Origin of the sequence: Hymenobacter sp. DG25B, assembly GCF_000801315.1 — a bacterium.
Taxonomy (GTDB): domain Bacteria; phylum Bacteroidota; class Bacteroidia; order Cytophagales; family Hymenobacteraceae; genus Hymenobacter.
In genome coordinates this window covers 3,844,694-3,863,991 of the sequence record NZ_CP010054.1, presented here as the reverse complement: position 1 = coordinate 3,863,991, position 19,298 = coordinate 3,844,694, and the positions used below count along the sequence as shown (strand labels likewise).

Genomic DNA, 19,298 nt, shown 5'->3' with positions numbered 1-19,298 from the left:
GGGCGTAAAGGTAACCGGAAAGAAGCCGCTGTGCCAAACCTGCCATACAAGGCGCTGCGTATAGCGGGTAACTATTCGCATATTTCCCTTCTATGGGCTTACTGGACGATATACGTGCCGCGCGGCGCACCGTAGGCAGCCGGGTGGCCGTGCCGGAGCCGCAGCCGGCGCTGCTTTTTATCCCCGATATCAGTGGCTTTACCCAGTTTATTGAAAACTCCGGCAGCCCCCTGGCGCCCTGGCTGATTGCCGATTTGCTGGAAGTGCTCATTGAAGGCAATATGCTGGATATGCAGGTAAGTGAGATTCAGGGCGATGCTATTCTGTTTTACCGGCTGGGCCCGCCCCCGGCCATGGCGGAGGTGGTGGCGCAATGCCGCCGCATGTTCCTGGATTTTCAGAACTACCTGCGCCTGGTAGAGCGGGATGCCGGCTCGGCGCTGGGGCGGCGCTACTGGCTAATGAGCTCACCCTGAAAATAATAGTGCATTATGGCCGGGTGCACGTGGCCCAGATCCGGGAGTATACCAAGCTTATGGGGCGCGACGTCATTGTGGTGCATAGGCTGCTCAAAAACGACATTATGAGTGGGGAGTACGTGCTGCTTTCCGATGGCTACCTGCAAACGCAGCCCCCGGCGGCTATTCGCGGCAGCTTTTCCTGGACGCGCCTGCTGCACGGCGTCACCAACTACGAGGTGCTGGGAGATATTTCCTACCGCTACGCCCACCTCACGCCTCTGCGCCTGCTGGTAGACCACCACGGCCAGGCCCGCCCGGCCGGCACCCAGGCAAACGCCGTAGTGGTGCGCCGCGTGCTGCCCGTGCCGGCGGCTTACGCGCTGCGGGTAGTAAGCAACCTGCGCCTGCGCTGCCGCTGGCTGCAGGGTGCGCACTCCGTAGAGTATGACCTGACGAAGGTCAACCGCCTGGGCACCAACTACTGCATTGGCCTGAACCGCGGCGAGATAAACGTGCAGGCCGTGCAGCGCTTTGAGCAGGGCGAGCGGGTGGAGTACGTGGAGAAGATTTCCCACTTCCGCATGTTTCCTAACTCCCTGCTGTTCTTTTTTCTGGAGGAGGTTTCTGACCAGGCCTGCCTGCTCACGCTGGAGTTTCGCTACGGCCATGTGGCGGGGGCGTCCGCCCTTATCCGGTTTGGGCAGCTGCGGCGGCTGCAGCGCTTTCTGGGCGCCTCTATCCGGCAGTTGGAAGTAGTGTGCCGCCAGCTGCGGGAGCGGCAAAAGGAGCAGGAGCACCTCCGGGAAAAATAGAATGCCCGGCCACCTCTCGGGCAACCGGGCATTATAAAATTGTGCCAAGCAGAGCTACATTTTATACAGCAGCACAATGCTGAAGGAAATGGCCGTCAGAATCAGGCCTACCATAAAAATGGTGTAGCTGATGCGCAGCAGCCGGTATTTGCGGGACAGCACCTCGCCCAGGTAGTAAATATCCGTTACCATATTGGTATAAAGCTTTTCTTTCTGGCGCATCAGCTCGTTCATGCCTCCTTGGAAATCATCCAGATTTAGCTTGGTGAAGTTGCCGAAGAACAGCAGGTTTACGCGCCGGTTAGTAGCCACCTGCGGGCTGCGGCTCAGCCATTTGAAGCTGGTTACATCGGGCTGGGCCGAGAGAATGGCCGACACCACCGAGCCCAGTGCTGTAGCCAGCAAAATGCCCATAGGCACGGCCAGAATGGGGTTTTTGGTGAAGGCCGGCCCTACTGCCGAAGACTTGGCGCCGAGGTAGGTGATGATAACGGACATAATAACCGCATTCAGGCTAATCATCATGTTCGCCTTTTTATCGGCCATATCAGACAGCTTCATGTGGTTGCTGTAGGTGGTGCGGAACATGGTTTCTACGCCCCGTTTGCCCTCCGCAAAGGTATCGGTGGCCTCCTTATCCTTCTTCTTGGCCTTTTTTTCGGACTTTTTAAGCTGCTTGCGCTGCGCTTTGATGTTATCCTTCAGCTGCTGCTTGTAGCGCTCTTTTCCGGCCTCACTGAGGTATTTGAAGGTCAGCAGGAAATCCAGCTGATACTCCGCCCACTCGGGCGTGCTGTAGGTTTTGCCTAAGGCGGCTTCCCACTCGGCGCGCAGCATCTCGGCGTTGGCCAGAAAATCTTCCCGCCCCAGGCTGCTCATATCGGCATCCATCAGCAACTGCTGCATCTCGGTTTCGCAGGTTTCGTCGCGGTGCGTGGCTTTAATCAGATCCTTCACCACGGCAATGCGCTCTGGCGGGTAGTTTTGCTCCGTCAGCCACTGCTCGGCCAGGGCCATGCTGCGGTACTCGTGCCCGTCGTAGGTTTCGGTATAGCCGGCATCGTGAAACCAGGCCGCCAGCAGCAGCATTTCCAGATCAGGGGCGGAAAGCCCCGCCGCCTGCCCCAGCGCCGCGGCCTCCTTCACGGTGGTAGCCGTGTGCTTGAAGGAGTGATACACGAGCTGTTTAGGTAGCTTCTCCTCAAAAAAGACTTCGATGTGCTTCTTGGCCTTTTTGACGATTTCAGTTTTAGCTACACTTATGGTTTCAGAAGCTTCCATGGAACGATGGCGGGAACGGCAGCGGGTCGCATAAATTAAAAGGGAAAGGGCGCCGCTAATTGAAGTAAAACGCGAAAAGGGCGGAGAGGTTATCCTTGGGCTGCCTCAACCGTATGGCGCTGCTTTGCGTAGGGCTGCGCATACATCTTTTCCAACGCCGGGCCCACCCGGAACGTATCGGGAAAAGTACGCTGCTTCTGCTACAAGATAAGAAGCAGTGGCCTCCTCACCAGTACCGGCCTCCTGATGGGGGCCGCTTCCGCCATCGTATGAGAATTTTTTCCGCGTTTAGTTGCCTGCTGCTTGTGCTGCTGGGCAGCGCGTTGCCCGTATCGGCTCAAAAAACCCAGGTGCCTCACCCCACCCGCCCCAACTACCGGGGCATAGGCAAGGACTGGCAAAAGCAGACCCCGCCCGACAGCGCCCACGTGCGGTACACCATCTTCCTCATCGGCGACGTAGGCGCGCCCGCCCTGGACTCCGTAGGCGAGCCTTCCCTCAACTTTTTGCGCCGGCAGATGCTGGCCGCGGGCTCCAAAAGCACCACCATTTTCCTGGGCGATAATATTTACGAGTACGGCATGCCCGATACCCGCGCCTATGACCGCAAAACGGCGGAGAAGCGCATTACGGCGCAGCTGAATACCATGCGCAACTACGCCGGCGAGAAATACATGATTCCCGGCAACCACGACTGGAAACAGGGCCTGAACGGCAGCGTGGAGCAGGTAAACCGCGAGCAGCAGTTTGTGGAAGACTTCATGACCCGTGACTCGGCCGCGTTTGCCTACACCGGCGACTTCTTTATTCCGCGCGATGCCTGCCCCGGCCCGTTTGAGGTGCGCCTGCAGGATGACATTGTGATGATTGCCATTAACTCCCAGTGGTTTCTGCAAACCGAGGAGCGGCCCTACGGCGGCAACAGCGGCTGCGGTGTAGCCGATGAAACTGACTTTTTCACGCAGCTGGAGGACATCATTCAGCACAATGCCGGCAAGAACATTATGGTGGTAGCCCACCACCCACTGTTTTCGGACGGCATTCACGGCGGCTATTTCACCCTGGCCGACCACTTCTTCCCGCTCTCCATCGTTTATAAATACGCGTTTCTGCCGCTGCCCGTCATTGGCTCCATCTACCCCTTTGCCCGCAAGTATGGCGGGGTAAGCCAGGATATTCCGCACCCACTGTACCAGAAGTACAAAGCAGGCCTGCTGGAGATTTTCAAGAAGTACCCCAACGTGGTATATGCCGCCGGCCATGAGCACAACCTGCAATACTTTAAAGAGGGTAACCTGCACCACATTGTAAGCGGCTCGGGCTGCAAAACCCAGCACGTGAAGCCCGGCGCGGGCGGCAATGCGTTGTTTTCGGACAAGGAGAAAGGCTTTGCCCGCGTGAATTACTATGACAATGGCGAAGTGTGGGTGGAGTATTATATCCCCGAAGACCGCGGCGAAAAAGGCCGCCTGGTGTTCCGCACGCCCATGTATGCCCAACAAACTGCCGAGCTGGCCCAGCTGCAGGAGCGCGAGCAGCTAAAGCGCCCGGCCTTTGGCGACAGCACTATTACCCTGGCCATTAACCCGCGCTATGCCAGGCGCGGCGGCCTGCACCGCGCCCTGTTCGGCGACCATTACCGCGCCGAGTGGTCTACCCCGGTGGCGTTTCCGGTGCTGGATATGGCCACCGAGCGCGGCGGCCTGATGCCCTACAAAGTGGGCGGCGGCAAGCAAACCTCCTCCCTGAAGGTGCGCAACGAGGAAGGCCGCAACTACACCCTGCGCGGGCTCAACAAAGACCCCGCCGCCGTGCTGCCCGAAGCCCTGCGCGAAACCGCGGCCAAGGACATTTTGCAGGACCAGATTTCGGCCCAGCACCCCTATGCGGCCTTTGTAATTCCGCCCCTGGCCGAGGCGGCCGGTATTCTGCATACCAACCCGGAACCGATATACATCCCCCGCGACCCTTTGCTGGGCCAGTACGTAGACCGGTTTGCCGATACCCCTTCCATGATTGAGGAAGACCCCAAGGACGACCAGAGCAATGTGGAGTCTCTGGGTAATGCTACCAACCTGGTGGGCACCGATAAGGTGCTGGAGCGCCTGGAAGACGACAACGACAACCGCGTGAATGAGAAGGCCTTTGCCCGCTCCCGCCTTTTCGATATGTGGATTGGCGATTGGGACCGGCACGAGGACCAGTGGCGCTGGGCCGAGCGCAAAGACGAAGATGGGAACCGGAAATTTACTGCCGTGCCCGAAGACCGGGACATAGCCTTCTTTAAGGGCGACGGGTTTCTGCCCTGGATAGCCAGCCGTAAGTGGGCCATCCGCAACTTCCAGAACTTCGGGAAAGACTACGCCGACTATAAAGGCCTGAACCTGACGGCCCTGGCCAACGACCGCACCTTCCTGGCCTCGGTTACCAAGGACAAGTGGGTGGAAATAGCCGAGGACATGAAGCGCAACCTGACGGATGCCGTTATCGACAGTGCGCTGCGGGCCAACTGGGCGCCCCAGATTTATGCCCTGCACGGCCCGGAAATTGCGGCCAAGCTGAAAAGCCGCCGCGACCTGCTGCCCCAGCTGGCCGCCGACTATTACGGTGTGCTGAATGAGGTGGTAGAAGTGAAAGGCAGCCGCAAGCGCGAGCAGTTTGACGTGGTGCGCCTCCCCGACAACAAGACCCGCGTAACCGTCACCAAAATCAACAAGGAAGGCCAGCGCACCAAAACCCTGTTCGATAAAACATTTGATGCCGAGGTTACCAAGGATATCCGCCTGTATGGCTTTGCCGGGCACGATGTATACCACGTAACCGGAGAATCGAAGAAAGGCCCGCTGGTGCGCATTATTGGCGGCATTGAGGCTGATACCATTACGGATAACTCCAAGGTGGGCGGCTGGCGCCACCGCACGCTGGTCTACGATGCCGACACCAGCAACATCATCACGGCCGGCAAAGAAACGCGCCTGCACCTGGAGCCCGGCACCGAGGTCAGTCGCTACGACCACCCTAACCGCACCGACCGCAAAGACTACCGGCTGCCGTACTTCGGCCCGGCTGTATACTTTGGGTATAATATTGATGACGGCCTGTTTGTGGGCGGGGGCGCCACGCTGCGCACCTATGGTTTCCGCCGCTCGCCGTTTGCCACCGAGCAAACGCTGGTGGCCAACTACGCGCCCAGCCGCCAGGCCTATAATGTGCGCTACAACGGCGCCTTTACCGATGTGGTGGGCAAGTATGACCTGGTCATCAACTCCCAGTTTTATGGTCCTCAGCTGCTGTATAACTACTTCGGCTCCGGCAATAACACCCGCAACGTGCTGGCGGAGCGGGGCGATGATAACCGCGTGACCAACCGCGACATCAACGATAACTACCGCATCCGGTTCTCGCGCTTTTACTTCTCGCCGGTGCTGGAAAGGGATATTTTCAGCTTCCTGAAAGCGGGCTTCGGGCCGCAGTACGACCAGTGGCGCATCTCCAAGCAGGACCTGGGCCAGCAGATTGTGAGCGGCCTCGATGAGCAGGGCAACGGCACCAGTGGGGCCGCCACCGGCATCCGGGCTTCCGACTTTCAGCTGAACCGCTACCTGGGTGCCCGCGTGTACTTTAACCTGGACGCCGCCAGCTCGCCCAAAAACCCGCGTATTGGTTTGCGCTGGTACAACTCAGCCGAGTTTAACCGCCAGCTGAACGGAGAAAAGCTGCAATACACCCGCCTGGCCTCCGAGGCCCGGTTCTACCTCAGCCCCAACTTCCCGTTCCAGCTTACCTGGGCCGGCCGCCTGGGCATCAATCATAACATCGGCGACTACCGCTTTTATCAGGCTAACACCCTGGGCGGCACCACCAACCTGCGCGGCTACCGCCGCACGCGCTACGCCGGCCGCACCTCTATGTATGCTAACGGCGAGGTGCGGGTGCAGCTCTTCACCTTTAATGCCTATCTGGTGCCCGGCAAGTTTGGCGTACTGGGCCTGGCCGATGCGGCCCGCGTATTTACCACCCAGGACACGCGCACCGGCCTGCAGGCCTTCCACACGGCCGTGGGCGGCGGCGTTTGGGTAGATGTGCTGAAGCAGGCCGTGATAAACGCCACTTACTCGGTGGGAGAAGAGCGCCTGGTGTTTGTGGGTTTTGATTTTCTGTTCTAGTCCGCGGCCTTTGCCAACCTGGATCCGTAAGTGGCTTATGTACTTTTCTTCCTTGTTTATGATGTCCTACTTTATGCCCCCACGTTGTTTGTCTGCGGCTCTCCTAACGGCCGGCCTGCTAGCTCTGGCTCCCCTGGCAATGGCGCAGGTATACCCACCACCCGCACCCATGAAGGGTGATACGGCCGTGGCCGACCAGGTAGGTCAGAACAAGGAATTTGCCGTGCCTTCGGTGGTGGGCATGGGGCCCAGTAAGGGTTTGGTGCTGCATTACGAGCGGCTAAGCCAGTTCAACATCAAATCGGAGCTGCGCGACCGGGAGCCGCAGGGCGAGGCCAGCACGACCGTTACCAAGAATGCCCGGGCCTTTGTGAAAGCCTACGCGCCCCTCTGGAACCACCCGCACCTAAAGGTAATTCTGGGCGTAAACTACGACCGGGAGGAGTTTAACTTCAAAGACCCCAATGCTTCCGTGCTGTACCGCAATCTGGAAGAAAAGGGCCTGAAAACCATTGGTACGCAGCTGGCAGTTATCCGGCCCGTAGATGCCGTGCACTGGTACATTGCCCGCGTGAAAGGAGAGCTGAACGGCGACTATACCTCCAGCGAGCTGACGCTGAAAGACTACCTCAAAACCTCCGCCGAGTTTATTTACGGCTGGAAGAAGAGCCCCACGTTTGCCTGGGGTTTAGGCGTGCAGTTGGGCTACACATTTGGGCGGCAAAGCCTGTACCCGGTGCTGCTGTATAACCGCACCTTCAGCCCCCAGTGGGGCGTAGAGTCGCTGTTCCCGGCCCGGGTTACGTTCCGTTACAATGTCTCGCCCAAAACGCTGCTGTTTGCCGGTTATACCGTAGATGGCCTCAACTACAACATTAAGCTGCGCGAGCCGCTGCAGAACGGTCTGCGCACCCTTATTCTACGCGAAACGGAGGTAAAGCCCCGGGTGCGGCTGGAACGGGAAATCTACGATTTCCTGTGGTTTGGGCTGGAAGGCGGCTACCGCTACAACTACTCCTTTAACAACGTAGATCAGAACAGCAACACCCGCGGACTGTTTGGTACCGGCTCCAGCGATAAAACCATTGTGAATACGCTGGGCGGGGCCCCGTATGCCAGCGTGGAGCTGTTTCTGGTACCGCCGCGCAAGTTCCTGAAGAAAACCATTAGCAAGTAAGCTGCTATGTGCTCAACCGCTTGAGCGGGCACACTAAAAAGACCCCGGCTCCTCTGGTATTGTATGCCAGGTGGGGCCGGGGTCTTTTTAGCTTGATACTGGTTAGCGACGGCTACCAGGCTTTTTCAGATACGCGTAGGTAGCGGTTTGGGCCTGCAGGCGGGGCGTGCCGGCGGCATCGGGGGCAATAAAACAGTTGTCGAAATCCCGGGACTTCACGTTGTCCTGGCGCTGCAGGTCCAGCAGGTCGCGCACTTCGCGGCGCACGGCGGGGTCGTAGAGGGGGAAGGCCACTTCCACACGGCGGTCCAGGTTGCGGGCCATCCAGTCGGCGGAGGCCACGTACACCTTTTCCTGGCCACCATTGCCAAACACGTACACGCGGGCATGCTCCAGGTAGCGGTCTACCAGACTGCGCTGGCGGATGTTATCGCTCTGGCCCGGCACCTGCGGCACGGCGCAGGAAATCCCCCGGATGAGCAGCTCAATCTGCACGCCGGCCTGGCTGGCCTCATACAGCTTCAGAATCATCCGGTCGTCCTGCAGGGCGTTCAGCTTGAGAATGATGTAGGCTTCCTCGCCGGCCCGGGCGTGGTTTATTTCCGTGTCGATGAGGGCATTCAGTTTTTCGCGCAGCTCAAAGGGTGCCACCAGCAGATGCTCGAAGGGTGGGGGCGTTACCCGGTCGAGGAAGTACTGGAAGATGGCGCTTACCTCGCGGGTGAGGCGCTCATCAGCCGTCAGCAGGGCGTGGTCGGAGTAGATGTTGCTGGTTACCTCGTTGAAGTTGCCGGTGCTCAGGTAGGCATACTGGCGGGACTCTCCGGCTTCTACGCGGGTAATGAGGCAGAGCTTGCTGTGCACTTTCAGATCGGGCACGCCATAAATAACGTTGGCCCCGGCACGCTGCAGCTTCTCGGCCCAGCGGATGTTGGACTCCTCATCAAAGCGCGCTTTCAGCTCTACTACCACCGTTACCTGCTTGCCGTGCTTCACGGCTTTCAGCAGGGCTTTGGCTACTTCGCTTTTCTCCGCCACCCGGTACAGCGTAATGCTGATGGCCGATACGGCCGCATCGGTAGCCGCCTCGCGCAGCAGGCGCAGCACGTAGTCGTAGGTTTGGTAGGGGAAGTGCAGCAGGTGGTCCTTGGCAGCAATGGCATTCAGCAGGCTGCCGCGCGCGGGCAAAGACGGATGCCTGAGCGCCGGCTGCGCCGGGTACTGCAAGTGCTTCAGGCCCATATCCGGAAAGCCGAAGAAGTCCCGGAAGTTGTGGTAGCGACTGCCCTCTACCAGCTCATTTTTGGTGATATGCGTCTTCTGCATCACGGCCCGCAACACTTCTTTGGGCATGGCGGGGTCGTAGAGCAGGCGGGCGGGGTAGCCGGTTTCGCGCTTCTGCAGGCTGCTTTTGATTTTGGCCAGCAGGTTGCCCGATACTTCTTCCTGCAGGTCCAGCTCCGCATCCCGCGAAATCTTAATAGCATGCACCTGCACCCGCTTGTACTTAGGGAACAGCTCCTGCGCGCAGCACCGGATGACATCATCCAGGAACATGACATAGCGCTCCTTGCCCTCGGTGGGCAGCTGCACAAAGCGGCCCCCATGGCGGCGGGTGGGCAGCTCCATGACCAGTACCCGCTCTTCGTCGCCGGATTTTTTGGCCTGCACGGGCTCCGTGAGCAGAAACGTCATGTACACCGTCTGGTCCTTCAGGAACAGGTGATGCAGCGTTTCATCCAGAATAACGGGGGAAAGCAAATCCTGCACCCGCTCGCGGAAATACTCGTACACAAACACGCGCTGCTCCTCCGTCAGATCATGCTCACTAATGAGGTGAATATGCTCCTGGCGCAGCTCGGGCAGAATGCTGTTGCGGAAGGTTTCGCCAAACTCGTGCTGCTGGCGGCCTACTTCAGCCAGCACCTGCTCCAGCTGGGGGGCGGGGTCTTCGCCCAGCTTGGCGCGGGTTTTCTTTTTCAGCTTTACCAGGCGGCGCAGCGTGGCCACGCGCACCTTAAAGTACTCATCCAGATTGCTGGAGAAGATGGCCATAAACTTGAGCCGCTCCAGCAGGGGCACCTCCGGGTGCTGGGCTTCCTGCAGCACCCGGTAGTTGAAGGCCAGCCAGCTAAGCTCACGGTTGCGGAACGGCGGGGTATTGAGGGAAGCAGAAGGTTCGTGCATCAGCGGGGAAGGCAAGTCACTTATTGATGATTGCCGGGGTAATCGTAGAAGTAAAACTCGGTGGTGGCGCGGTCGGTGTCCTGCCAACTGTCAATGTTGAGCTGCAGACACACCACGGCAGCCGTGGGCATCTCATCAATCTGGTTGGGAGAAAGCAGATTGGCAAAGTCCGTGATGGTGTTGTTGTGGCCCACCAGCAGCGCAGAACCGGCTGTGTCGGGCAGTTTGCGCACAATGTCCAGCAGGTCGTTGGGCTCGGCGCGGTAAATGCGCTCCTGCACTTCAATCCGCTCATTGGGGTAGCCCAGCTCTTTGGCCACCAGGGCCGCGGTGCTCAGAGCCCGTACCGCCGAGCTGCTGACCAGCAAATCCAGCTGAATGCTACGGTCGGCCAGGGCTTTACCCATGCGGGGGGCGTCGTCGCGGCCCCGCTCATTGAGGGGGCGGTCGTGGTCAGACAAATCATCAAAGCTCCAGCTGGATTTAGCGTGGCGCATCAGGTACAGGGTTTTCATAGGGCAGGCGTATGCGGTGGCGGGTTTCTTTACTGTTGCTGGCTGAAATAGTTTGGCGGCGGCAAGTAAAGCGTTGGGCCTGAACGAAAAAAGCCCGCCGGAAAAGGCGGGCTTTTTTTGGTGGTGAGTGAGTTGTGGGAAAGGGAGCAAATACCCGGCGCTGCACTTCCGGGGCAGCTAAGAACGTAATTTATTCCTGATAATGTGACTCCAGGTGAAAGAAAAGCGAATTTTCGCCTCGCTCTAAAACGCTCTTACAAGGACATAAAGTCTGTTTTGCTCTCTTAGCCAGCGGCTTCCGGAATGGGCTGGTTGGGAAAGCGCCGCTGCTGAATAGCACTTACGTGGCGCACCAGCAGGGCGCGCAGCTCGTCGATATTGGTGCGCTCCTGGGCCGAGATGAAGATAACCGGGTCGTGCATTTTAGCCATATACGTGGCCTGCAGCTGCTCCAGCGTGGGCCGTGGTGTTTCATCCTCGTCGGGGTTCATGCCCTCAAAGCCGCCGTGGTGGTTGGCTTCGGCGTGCAGGTCGTACTGGTCTATTTTGTTGAAGACCAGCAGGGTAGGCTTGTCCGAGGCGCCAATGTCCTTGAGCGTGTCGTTCACCACGGCAATGTGCTCTTCAAACGAGGGGTGGGAAATATCTACCACGTGCACCAGCAAATCTGCCTCCCGGATTTCGTCCAGGGTGCTTTTAAAGCTTTCGATGAGGCGGGTGGGCAGCTTGCGAATAAATCCTACCGTATCGGAAAGCAGGAAAGGCACGGTGTCCAGCACTACTTTGCGCACGGTGGAGTCTACAGTGGCGAAGAGCTTGTTTTCGGCAAACACATCGGCCCGGCTCAGCAGGTTCATAATGGTGCTTTTGCCCACGTTGGTGTAGCCCACCAACGCCACGCGCACCGTGCTGGTGCGCGTTTTGCGCTGGGTATGGCTTTGCTTGTCGAGCTCCTTAAGCTTCTCTTTCAGAAAGGCTATCCGGTCGCGCGCTACGCGGCGGTCGGTTTCAATTTCGGTTTCCCCCGGGCCCCGCTGTCCTACCCCACCGCGCTGCTTGTCCAGGTGAGTCCACAGGCCGGTGAGGCGGGGCAGCAGGTACTGGTACTGGGCCAGCTCCACCTGCGTGCGCGCCGTAGCCGACTGTGCCCGGCTGGCAAAAATATCAATGATGAGCAGGGACCGGTCCACGATTTTTACCTTCAGCTCGGCCTCCAGGTTGCGGAGCTGGGAGGGCGAGAGGTCATCATCAAAAATAACCATGCTGGCCCCGGAGTGCTGCACATAGGCTTTGATTTCGGCCAGCTTGCCTTCGCCCACAAACGTGCGGATATCGGGCTTTTCCAGGCGCTGCACAAAGCGCTTGGTGACGGTGGCGCCGGCGGTTTCGGCCAGAAAGGCCAGCTCATCGAGGTATTCCTGGGTGAGGACATCGGCCTGGCGCTTATCGGGCACGGCCACCAGCACGGCGGTTTCTTCCTCGGGCGAGGTTTCGTAGGTGCCTTTTTCGGATTTGGCCAGCAGGCGGCCGGCGCGGCCCTTCACGCTGTCTACGGCGCCGGGGTGGCGGGTACTATTGCTATGCTTGCGGCCTTTGGAAACGGGTTTATTAGCCATATGATGTAGGGACGTAGGGACTTAGGTTTTAGGAATTAGGGACTTAGGTTATCCGGTTTGGGGCATGCTAAATAAAAAAAGCGCTGAACCTCCCCAGGCAGCTAAGCCCTAAAACCTGAGTCTCTAAGGTCTGTTAACTATTTCAGCGTGAGGGAGTAAGATGCCACCTGTTCAATCTGCTCGGGCGTGAGCTGGCCTTTGAACGCGGGCATCTGGCCCAGCCCATTGGTTACCATGTACACGCGCCCCATCTGGTTTAGGTTGCTTTTGGTAAGGTCGTGGGCGCCGTTCAGGCCGCGTTTGCCATCGGGGCCATGGCAGATGGCGCAGTTGGTGGCAAATAGGGCCTGGCCGGGTAGCTCAGCAGGGGCGGTGGCGGCGCCCGAAGCAGCACCAGCCGGAGCTTCTGTGGGCGAGGAGGAGCAGGCGGCTAGCAGCAAACTGCTCAGAAGAATAAAAAAGGGGCGAAACCTGGTCCAGGATAACATCATTCCGAAAGAAAATACCGTAATGCGCCACAAAGTAACCGAAAGTGCGGCGGTCTGCGGCTTGCCAGCGCTTAGCCCGTTACCTTTGCCTTCTGAACAACCCCGTTTGCATGCGCGTTGCCATCGTCATTAATACCTCCTGGAATATCTGGAATTTCCGCCGCAGCCTGGTGCAGGCGCTGCAATCAGCGGGCCACGAAGTGCTGGCCATTGCGCCGCCCGATGCGTATTCTGAGCGTTTAGAAACTGAGCTGGGCTGCCGCTTCGTGCCTATTCTGATGGAAAATAAAGGCACTAACCCCCTTAAAGATGCCCTGCTCACGCGCAGCTTTTATGATATTTACAAGCGCGAGCGGCCCGATGTAGTGCTGCAATACACCATCAAGCCTAATATTTATGGCACCCTGGCCGCCAAGCTGGCCGGAGTGCCCAGCGTAAACAACGTATCGGGGCTGGGTACGGTGTTCATCGTGAAAAACCTGGTAAGCAAAGTGGCGCTGGGTTTGTACCGGTTTGCGTTTCAATTCCCGCGCCGGGTGTTTTTTCAGAATGATGACGACCGGCAGCTGTTCCTGCAGCACAAGCTGGTGAACCAGCGCATTACCGATTTGCTGCCCGGCTCCGGCGTCGATGTGCGCAAGTTTCGGCCCGCCGATGAGTTCCGGCGCAATCAGCCCTTCACCTTCCTCATGATTGCCCGCGTGCTCTACGAGAAAGGCGTGGAAGAGTATTTTGAAGCCGCCCGCCTGGTGCGTGAGGCCATGCCCGGTACCCGTGTGCAGCTGCTGGGCGGCATTGATGAGTCGGGTGGGGTAGGGGTGAAGCGCGCCGTATTTGAGGAGTGGCTGCAGGCCGGTAACATTGAGTACCTGGGCACCTCTGATAACGTGGCCGCCCACATTGCCCAGGCCGATGTAGTAGTGCTGCCTTCCTACCGCGAAGGCACGCCCAAAACCCTGCTGGAAGCTGCCGCCATGGGCAAGCCCATTGTGACCACCGACGTGCCCGGCTGCCGCGAAACCGTGATTGACGGCTACAACGGCCTGCTCTGCCAGGTGCGCAGCGGCTCCGACCTGGCCCGCAAAATGCTCCAGCTGCAAAGCCTGCCCGATGAGGGGCTGGCCGAAATGGGCCGCGCCAGCCGCCGCCTGGCCGAAGACAAGTTCGACGAACAGCTGGTGCTGGATAAATACCTGCGGCTAGTGGCGGAAATTGGCCCCCGCGCGTAAGCTGAGCCTTTTATCCTGCTGCTTAAATTAGTTTATAAACTTAAGATTTGCCCCCGTTACCTCCAATGGAAATCAAGCAACACGCACTGGAAGGAGTTTTTGAGTTCACGCCCCGGGTTTTTGCCGATGCGCGCGGCGCTTTTTTTGAATCCTTCAGCGAAAAGGTGCTGCAGCAGGCCGGTATTCAGGAAGACTGGGTGCAGGACAATCAGTCCAGCTCTTCCCGGGGTGTATTGCGCGGCCTCCATTTTCAGCGGCCGCCCCATGCGCAGGCCAAGCTGGTGCGCGTAGCCGCCGGCCGGGCCATGGACGTCATCGTAGACTTACGGCGCAGCTCCGCCACCTACGGCCAGCACCTGGCGGTACCGCTGGATGCCGAAAAATGTAACCTCCTATACGTGCCCGTTGGCTTTGCCCACGGTTTCGTGGCGCTGGAAGACAACACGCTGTTCCTCTACAAGTGTAGCAACTACTACCACCCCGCCGCAGAAGGTGGCCTGCACTGGAACGACCCGGCCCTGGCTATCAACTGGGGCATAGAAACCCCGCTGGTTTCAGACAAAGACCAGATCCTTCCCTTCCTGCAGGATCTGGAAAGCCCGTTTTAGGGCTGGTAGAGGAACTGCCGCTGAAAGTCGTTTCGCCGACGACGAGACGCCTACTTGCGTCTCGTCATTGAACGACCGATACCCGTGCCAGCTAAACAACGGCGAGACGCAAGTAAGCGCTTACACAGTTTTGGCTGCTTTCTCGATAGCTGCCCTGTCATCCTGAGTTTTGCGAAGGACATTCCTTGCTTTGGTGATGAAGTCAACTAAAAGCACAAAGCCCTTTGCCAGTTGCGTGGCGAAGGGCTTTGTGCGTTGAAAGAGCTTTGGTAGTAATACAGAGGAAGGTCCTTCGCAAAACTCAGGATGACAGAAGTGTTTATGTCCTCAAACCCCTTTACAGCAGCTCCACCAGGGTTTCCAGACCCATGCCGCGGGAGCCTTTAATCAGAATCTGGTGGTTCTGCACAGGGTGTTCGCGCAGCCAGGCAGTGGCTTCCGTCTTCGTGTTGAAGTGCAGAAACTCTGGCCGGGCCTGGGCAGCAGCCATTTCCGGGCCGCAGAGCACTACGGTTCCAAAACTGTAACCGCTCAGCAGCTCACCCATAGCGCGGTGCTCGGCGGCGCTTTCCGGGCCCAGCTCAAACATGTCGCCCAGCACTACCATTTTGCGGCTGGCATCGCCGGGGCGGGTGGCAAAGCTGGCCAGGGCGGCGGCCATGCTGCTGGGGTTGGCATTGTAGGCATCCAGCACCAGCTCGTTGCGCTGAGTGCGCAGCAGCTGGGAGCGGTTGTTGGTGGGCGCGTAGCCGGCCAGAGCCTGCGCAATATCCGGGGTGGGTACTCCAAAATGGGCGCCCACGGCGGCGGCGGCGGCCAGGTTCAGAAAATTGTAGCCACCATTAATCTGCGCTTCCACTACCGAGCCATCAAACAGGCGCAGCACCACGTTGGGGGTAGCGCTCAGCAGCTCGGCCGGGTAGGTATCGGCAGGGTTGGGGTAAGTGATGCGCGTGGGTACTACCTCGGCCAGCTGCGCTACCTGCGCATCGGCCGTATTCACGAAGGCGGTGCCGGCGTGGGCGGCCAGGAAGCGCCACATTTCACTCTTGCCTTTGGCCACGCCTTCCAGCCCACCGAAGCCCTCCAGATGGGCTTTGCCAATGTTGGTAATGAGCCCGTGCGTGGGTTCCGCCAGCCGGCAGAGCAAGTCAATTTCCCCTTGGTGGTTGGCGCCCATTTCTACCAGGGCAAACTCGTGCAGATCAGCCTTAATACTGAGCAGCGTGAGCGGAACCCCAATGTGGTTGTTAAGGTTGCCTTTGGTATACTGTACGCGGTAGCGGCGGCTCAGCACGGCGTGCAGCAGCTCCTTGGTGGTAGTTTTGCCGTTGGAGCCCGTTACGGCCAGCACCGGAATGGTAAGCTGCCGCCGGTGGTGGCGGGCCAGCTCCTGCAAAGCCAAAAGCGGGTCGGGGGCGTAAGTATAGCGCGCGTCAGTGGCGGCCAGGGCTTCGTCGTCTACCACGGCGTAGCGGGCGCCTTTGGCCAGGGCCTGCGGGGCAAAATCACGGCCCCGGAAGCTGGGACCGTTCAGGGCAAAAAACAGCGTGTTATCTTGCTCCTGCCGCGTGTCGGTGCTGACCGATTGACATTCGAGAAAGCGGGAATAAAGAGCAGTGGGCTCACTCATGCGGCAGAAAAGTAACGGGTGTTGAACGAAACAAAGAAAGGCTAAAAACCGCAGGCAGATGCTACGATGGATCCTGACAACCAGCGGCCTTTGCTGGCTGGTACTAACCACCGCGCTGGCGCAGCAGCCAGGTGCGCTGGGGTTTGAATACCAGCCGGTGGCAAAAGTAGTGCACGGCCCCGATACCCTGCACCTGGCCTGGGCCGGCGGACTCAACAGCCCGCAGTTTTCTAATATCGATTTCGATCAGGACGGGCAAAACGACCTGTTTGTCTACGACCGGATCAGCCGCCGCATTTTCACTTACCTGAATGTGGCCGGCCGCGGCAGCCAGCGCCAGTGGCAGTACGCCCCGGCGTTTGAAGCCCTCTTTCCCACGGATATCAATAGCTGGGCCCTGCTGCGCGACTACGACTGCGACCACCGCCCCGACCTGTTCGCGCACGGCGAGGGTGGCGACATCCGGGTGTATCATAATGAGCCGGATGCCAACGGGCAACTCAGCTTTCGGCTCGTCAGCAGCCAGCTGCGGTACTACAATACCAGCGTCAACAACGGAAATATCTACGCCAACCCCTATGACTTGCCGGCTATTGAAGATATAGATGGTGACGGCAAACCAGACCTGCTGCTCCTGGATTTTGCCACCAGCAACTACTTTACCTGGTACCGCAACGTGAGCCCGGCGTGCGGCGGGCTTGATTTTAAAATTGAAACCAGTTTCTGGGGCGAAATCAGAGCATGCGCCGGGAGCTGCGCCGGCTTTGCCTTTGGCACCGGTGCCTCCTGCCCGCTGGCCCGCCCGCTGCACACCAGCGGCTACACTCTGCTCACGCTGGATCTGGACAACGACGGCGACCAGGACCTTATCACCGGCCGCGACGAGTGCCACGAGCTGGCCAGCCTCACCAATGCCGGCACGCCAAGCGCCGCCCGCATGACGGCCGCCGGGCTCAGCACCAACTTTCCCGCTGGCCCAACGCCGGCCCACGAGCTTATTTTTCCGGCGGCTTTTTCGGCTGATGTCACCTTTGATGGCCGCCCCGATCTGCTGGTGGCGCCGGCGCTGTTCAGCAACGCGCACCAGGAAAGCCTGCGCCAATCCGTCTGGCTGTATGAAAACACCGTGGCCACCGGTGCGCCGGCCTTCACCTTTCGCCAGCCCGATTTTCTGCAGCAGCAAATGCTGGAAGTAAGCGAAGCCGCCGCCCCCGCGCTGGCGGATGTAGACGCCGACGGCCTGCCGGACCTGCTCATCGGCAACGGGGGCGACGAAGTAGACGGCAGCTACCGCGCCTCCCTGGCCTACTACCACAACGAGGGCACCACTACCAACCCCATATTCCGGTCAGTTACCTCTGATTACCTGACGCTTTCCACTCAGAAGCTCACCAACCTGAAACCCGTTTTCGCTGATCTGAACCGGGATGGGGCGCTGGATCTGGCCTTGTCAGCTACCACGGCGGGCGGCACCACCAGCCTGTATTACATTCTGAATACTGCTGCTGCCGGGCAGCCCCTGGCGCTGGCAGCCGGCAATCTGCAGCAGGCAGGCGGCTTATCCAACCTGCCGGGCCTGGCCCCCGCCTTTCTTGACGTGGATGCTGATGGCTACCCGGATGTGCTCATCGGCACCAATGCGGCCGGCGCATCCGGGGGCTCGCTGCGCTACTACCGCCAGCAACCCAGCGGCACGGGCGCGCTGCAGTTTACCTTGCAAAACGAGGATTACGGCCAGATTCGCACGGCGGCCGGTACCCGGCCCGGCAACCTGTTTCCCTTGGTGCTGGATATAGATGGGGATACTGCGCCCGATTTATTAACCGTGGATAATACCGGCGTGGTGCAGTTCTTCAGCAACGTGCGCACCCTCTCGGGTGCCTTCTCACCTAAAACCGATTTGTTTTATCAGCCCCTGAGCAAGCAGTTTGCCGCCAGCCGTTTTGGTACGGCCTCGCAGTTGCACCTGGCCCTGGCGGCCGCCGATGTAAACGGAGACGCGGTGCCGGAGCTGCTGATAGGCCAGGAAAATGGCGGTGTGCAGAGCTTTCGAATCCGGCAGCGGCCGGCTACCGGCACGGCCACGCGCCCCACACAGGAGGCGCCGTGGCTGCAGGTATTTCCTAACCCGGCCGCGGGTGCCGTGCAGATTCAACTGCCCGGGCCGGGGCAAATTATGGTGCTGGATGTAACCGGGCGCACGGTGCGCAAGGCCCACAGTACCGGCCGCCAACCCCTGTCAGTAGTCGGGCTGGCTGCCGGCGTATATGTGGTGCGGGTAGCGCTGGCCGATGGCCGCCTGGGCGTGCGCCGGCTGTTGGTGCGCTAGATGGGCGCGGGCGTAGGCTGCAGGCTGAAAGCATCGGCATCGTGCAGGGCCGGGAAGCGGTTGCGGAAGGCCTCCAGCTCGGCGCGGCGCAGCGTGCGGGTAATGCAGGTTTGCTGATTGCCCACCTCCACCAGGTATTCCCCTTTCATATCCAGCAGGGCGGAGTCGCCGGTGTAGGGCTGCCCGTGGTGGTCGATGCCCACGCAGTTTACCCCAATGGTATAAGCCAGGTTCTCGATGGCGCGGGCGCGCAGCAGCGTGCTCCAGGCCGTGCGGCGCACGGCTGGCCAGTTGGCTACGTACAGCAGCAAATCGTAAGGCTGCTCCGGCGTATTGCGGCTCCAGACCGGGAAGCGCAGATCATAGCAGATCAGCGGGCGGATGCGCCAGCCTTTCAGCTCCTCCAGTAAGGACTCGGTGCCGGGTACAAACACGCTCTGCTCCTGGGCCAGGCTAAATAAGTGGCGCTTGTTGTAGTGGCTCATGGTGCCATCGGGCCGCACCCACAGCAGGCGGTTATAGAAGTCTTCCCCTTCCCGCAGCATCAGGCTGCCGGTTACTACGGCCTGCCGCTCGGCGGCTATGTGCTGCATCCAGGCCACGCTGGGGCCGTCCAGCGTTTCGGCATAGGCCGGCGCCTCCATGCTGAAACCCGTGCTGAACATTTCCGGCAGCACAATCAGGTCAGTAGGAATCGGAATTTCGTTAATCAGCCGGCTTAGCTCCGCTCTATTCCCCTCAGGGTTATGCCATTGCAAGGCCGGTTGTACGCAGGAAACAGTAAGATCAGACACAA

At 59.5% G+C, this 19,298-nt stretch carries 14 protein-coding genes; 7 read left to right on the top strand and 7 right to left on the bottom strand.

The features are described 5' to 3' along the window. The first annotated feature begins 92 nt into the window (after positions 1 to 92). The gene (locus PK28_RS21165; RefSeq protein WP_044515829.1) at positions 93 to 476 is read left to right on the top strand and encodes a DUF2652 domain-containing protein; all 384 of its coding nucleotides are present in this window, start codon (positions 93 to 95) and stop codon (positions 474 to 476) included. A gap of 8 nt (positions 477 to 484) precedes the next feature. Continuing rightward, positions 485 to 1,273 (top strand): DUF2652 domain-containing protein, encoded by a 789-nt coding sequence (locus tag PK28_RS16580; protein WP_044515826.1) that lies wholly within the window; start codon positions 485 to 487, stop codon positions 1,271 to 1,273. 54 nt (positions 1,274 to 1,327) lie between these two features. On the opposite strand, the gene PK28_RS16575 is transcribed toward PK28_RS16580, so the two are convergent. After that, on the bottom strand, positions 1,328 to 2,554 hold the full coding sequence (locus tag PK28_RS16575) for a Pycsar system effector family protein (protein ID WP_044515824.1): 1,227 nt from the start codon (positions 2,552 to 2,554) through the stop codon (positions 1,328 to 1,330). Positions 2,555 to 2,823: 269 nt separating this feature from the next. Between PK28_RS16575 and PK28_RS16570 the strand changes: the two genes are divergently transcribed. Together PK28_RS16570 and PK28_RS16565 are read left to right on the top strand one after the other, a co-directional pair. After that, positions 2,824 to 6,720, top strand: coding sequence for a metallophosphoesterase (locus PK28_RS16570; protein ID WP_231576187.1), 3,897 nt, complete (start codon positions 2,824 to 2,826; stop codon positions 6,718 to 6,720). An 88-nt stretch (positions 6,721 to 6,808) separates the two neighbouring features. Beyond that, entirely contained in the window at positions 6,809 to 7,897 is a 1,089-nt protein-coding gene (locus PK28_RS16565; protein ID WP_156126444.1) for a DUF6268 family outer membrane beta-barrel protein, read from the top strand. Between the two features lie 102 nt (positions 7,898 to 7,999). On the opposite strand, the gene ppk1 is transcribed toward PK28_RS16565, so the two are convergent. The 4 genes from ppk1 to PK28_RS16545 form a co-directional block, all read right to left on the bottom strand. Continuing rightward, entirely contained in the window at positions 8,000 to 10,084 is a 2,085-nt protein-coding gene (gene ppk1, locus PK28_RS16560; RefSeq protein ID WP_044515819.1) for a polyphosphate kinase 1, read from the bottom strand. Positions 10,085 to 10,104: 20 nt separating this feature from the next. Continuing rightward, positions 10,105 to 10,599 (bottom strand): SixA phosphatase family protein, encoded by a 495-nt coding sequence (locus PK28_RS16555; protein ID WP_044515817.1) that lies wholly within the window; start codon positions 10,597 to 10,599, stop codon positions 10,105 to 10,107. 284 nt (positions 10,600 to 10,883) lie between these two features. Continuing rightward, entirely contained in the window at positions 10,884 to 12,215 is a 1,332-nt protein-coding gene (hflX, locus tag PK28_RS16550; protein WP_082017176.1) for a GTPase HflX, read from the bottom strand. Between the two features lie 137 nt (positions 12,216 to 12,352). Further along, a complete protein-coding gene (locus tag PK28_RS16545; protein WP_197070436.1) occupies positions 12,353 to 12,655 on the bottom strand; it encodes a c-type cytochrome in 303 nt (100 codons plus the stop codon). A 158-nt stretch (positions 12,656 to 12,813) separates the two neighbouring features. On the opposite strand from PK28_RS16545, the gene PK28_RS16540 reads away from it, so the two are divergent. Both PK28_RS16540 and rfbC read left to right on the top strand, forming a co-directional pair. Continuing rightward, entirely contained in the window at positions 12,814 to 13,932 is a 1,119-nt protein-coding gene (locus PK28_RS16540; RefSeq protein WP_044515814.1) for a glycosyltransferase family 4 protein, read from the top strand. A gap of 65 nt (positions 13,933 to 13,997) precedes the next feature. Further along, the gene (rfbC, locus tag PK28_RS16535) at positions 13,998 to 14,540 is read left to right on the top strand and encodes a dTDP-4-dehydrorhamnose 3,5-epimerase (protein ID WP_044515811.1); all 543 of its coding nucleotides are present in this window, start codon (positions 13,998 to 14,000) and stop codon (positions 14,538 to 14,540) included. A gap of 337 nt (positions 14,541 to 14,877) precedes the next feature. Here rfbC and PK28_RS16530 read toward each other — a convergent pair whose 3' ends face one another. Next, positions 14,878 to 16,173 carry a UDP-N-acetylmuramoyl-tripeptide--D-alanyl-D-alanine ligase gene (locus tag PK28_RS16530; RefSeq protein ID WP_044515808.1) on the bottom strand — a complete coding sequence of 432 codons (1,296 nt, stop codon included), beginning with the start codon at positions 16,171 to 16,173 and terminating at the stop codon, positions 14,878 to 14,880. 58 nt (positions 16,174 to 16,231) lie between these two features. On the opposite strand from PK28_RS16530, the gene PK28_RS16525 reads away from it, so the two are divergent. After that, positions 16,232 to 18,502, top strand: coding sequence for a T9SS type A sorting domain-containing protein (locus PK28_RS16525; protein ID WP_044515806.1), 2,271 nt, complete (start codon positions 16,232 to 16,234; stop codon positions 18,500 to 18,502). On the opposite strand, the gene PK28_RS16520 is transcribed toward PK28_RS16525, so the two are convergent. Then, positions 18,499 to 19,296, bottom strand: a complete 798-nt coding sequence (locus PK28_RS16520; protein WP_044515804.1) for an amidohydrolase — start codon at positions 19,294 to 19,296, stop codon at positions 18,499 to 18,501. The two genes, PK28_RS16525 and PK28_RS16520, sit on opposite strands and share 4 nt — an antisense overlap. Positions 19,297 to 19,298: the final 2 nt, after the last annotated feature.

What these genes read in the sequence shown, in the direction of transcription:
- PK28_RS21165 (WP_044515829.1), top strand. Translation starts at nt 93, where the DNA reads ATGGGCTTACTGGACGATATACGTGCCGCGCGGCGCACCGTAGGCAGC.
- PK28_RS16575 (WP_044515824.1), bottom strand. Translation starts at nt 2,554, where the DNA reads ATGGAAGCTTCTGAAACCATAAGTGTAGCTAAAACTGAAATCGTCAAA.
- PK28_RS16570 (WP_231576187.1), top strand. Translation starts at nt 2,824, where the DNA reads ATGAGAATTTTTTCCGCGTTTAGTTGCCTGCTGCTTGTGCTGCTGGGC.
- ppk1 (WP_044515819.1), bottom strand. Translation starts at nt 10,084, where the DNA reads ATGCACGAACCTTCTGCTTCCCTCAATACCCCGCCGTTCCGCAACCGT.
- PK28_RS16555 (WP_044515817.1), bottom strand. Translation starts at nt 10,599, where the DNA reads ATGAAAACCCTGTACCTGATGCGCCACGCTAAATCCAGCTGGAGCTTT.
- hflX (WP_082017176.1), bottom strand. Translation starts at nt 12,215, where the DNA reads ATGGCTAATAAACCCGTTTCCAAAGGCCGCAAGCATAGCAATAGTACC.
- PK28_RS16540 (WP_044515814.1), top strand. Translation starts at nt 12,814, where the DNA reads ATGCGCGTTGCCATCGTCATTAATACCTCCTGGAATATCTGGAATTTC.
- rfbC (WP_044515811.1), top strand. Translation starts at nt 13,998, where the DNA reads ATGGAAATCAAGCAACACGCACTGGAAGGAGTTTTTGAGTTCACGCCC.
- PK28_RS16530 (WP_044515808.1), bottom strand. Translation starts at nt 16,173, where the DNA reads ATGAGTGAGCCCACTGCTCTTTATTCCCGCTTTCTCGAATGTCAATCG.
- PK28_RS16525 (WP_044515806.1), top strand. Translation starts at nt 16,232, where the DNA reads ATGCTACGATGGATCCTGACAACCAGCGGCCTTTGCTGGCTGGTACTA.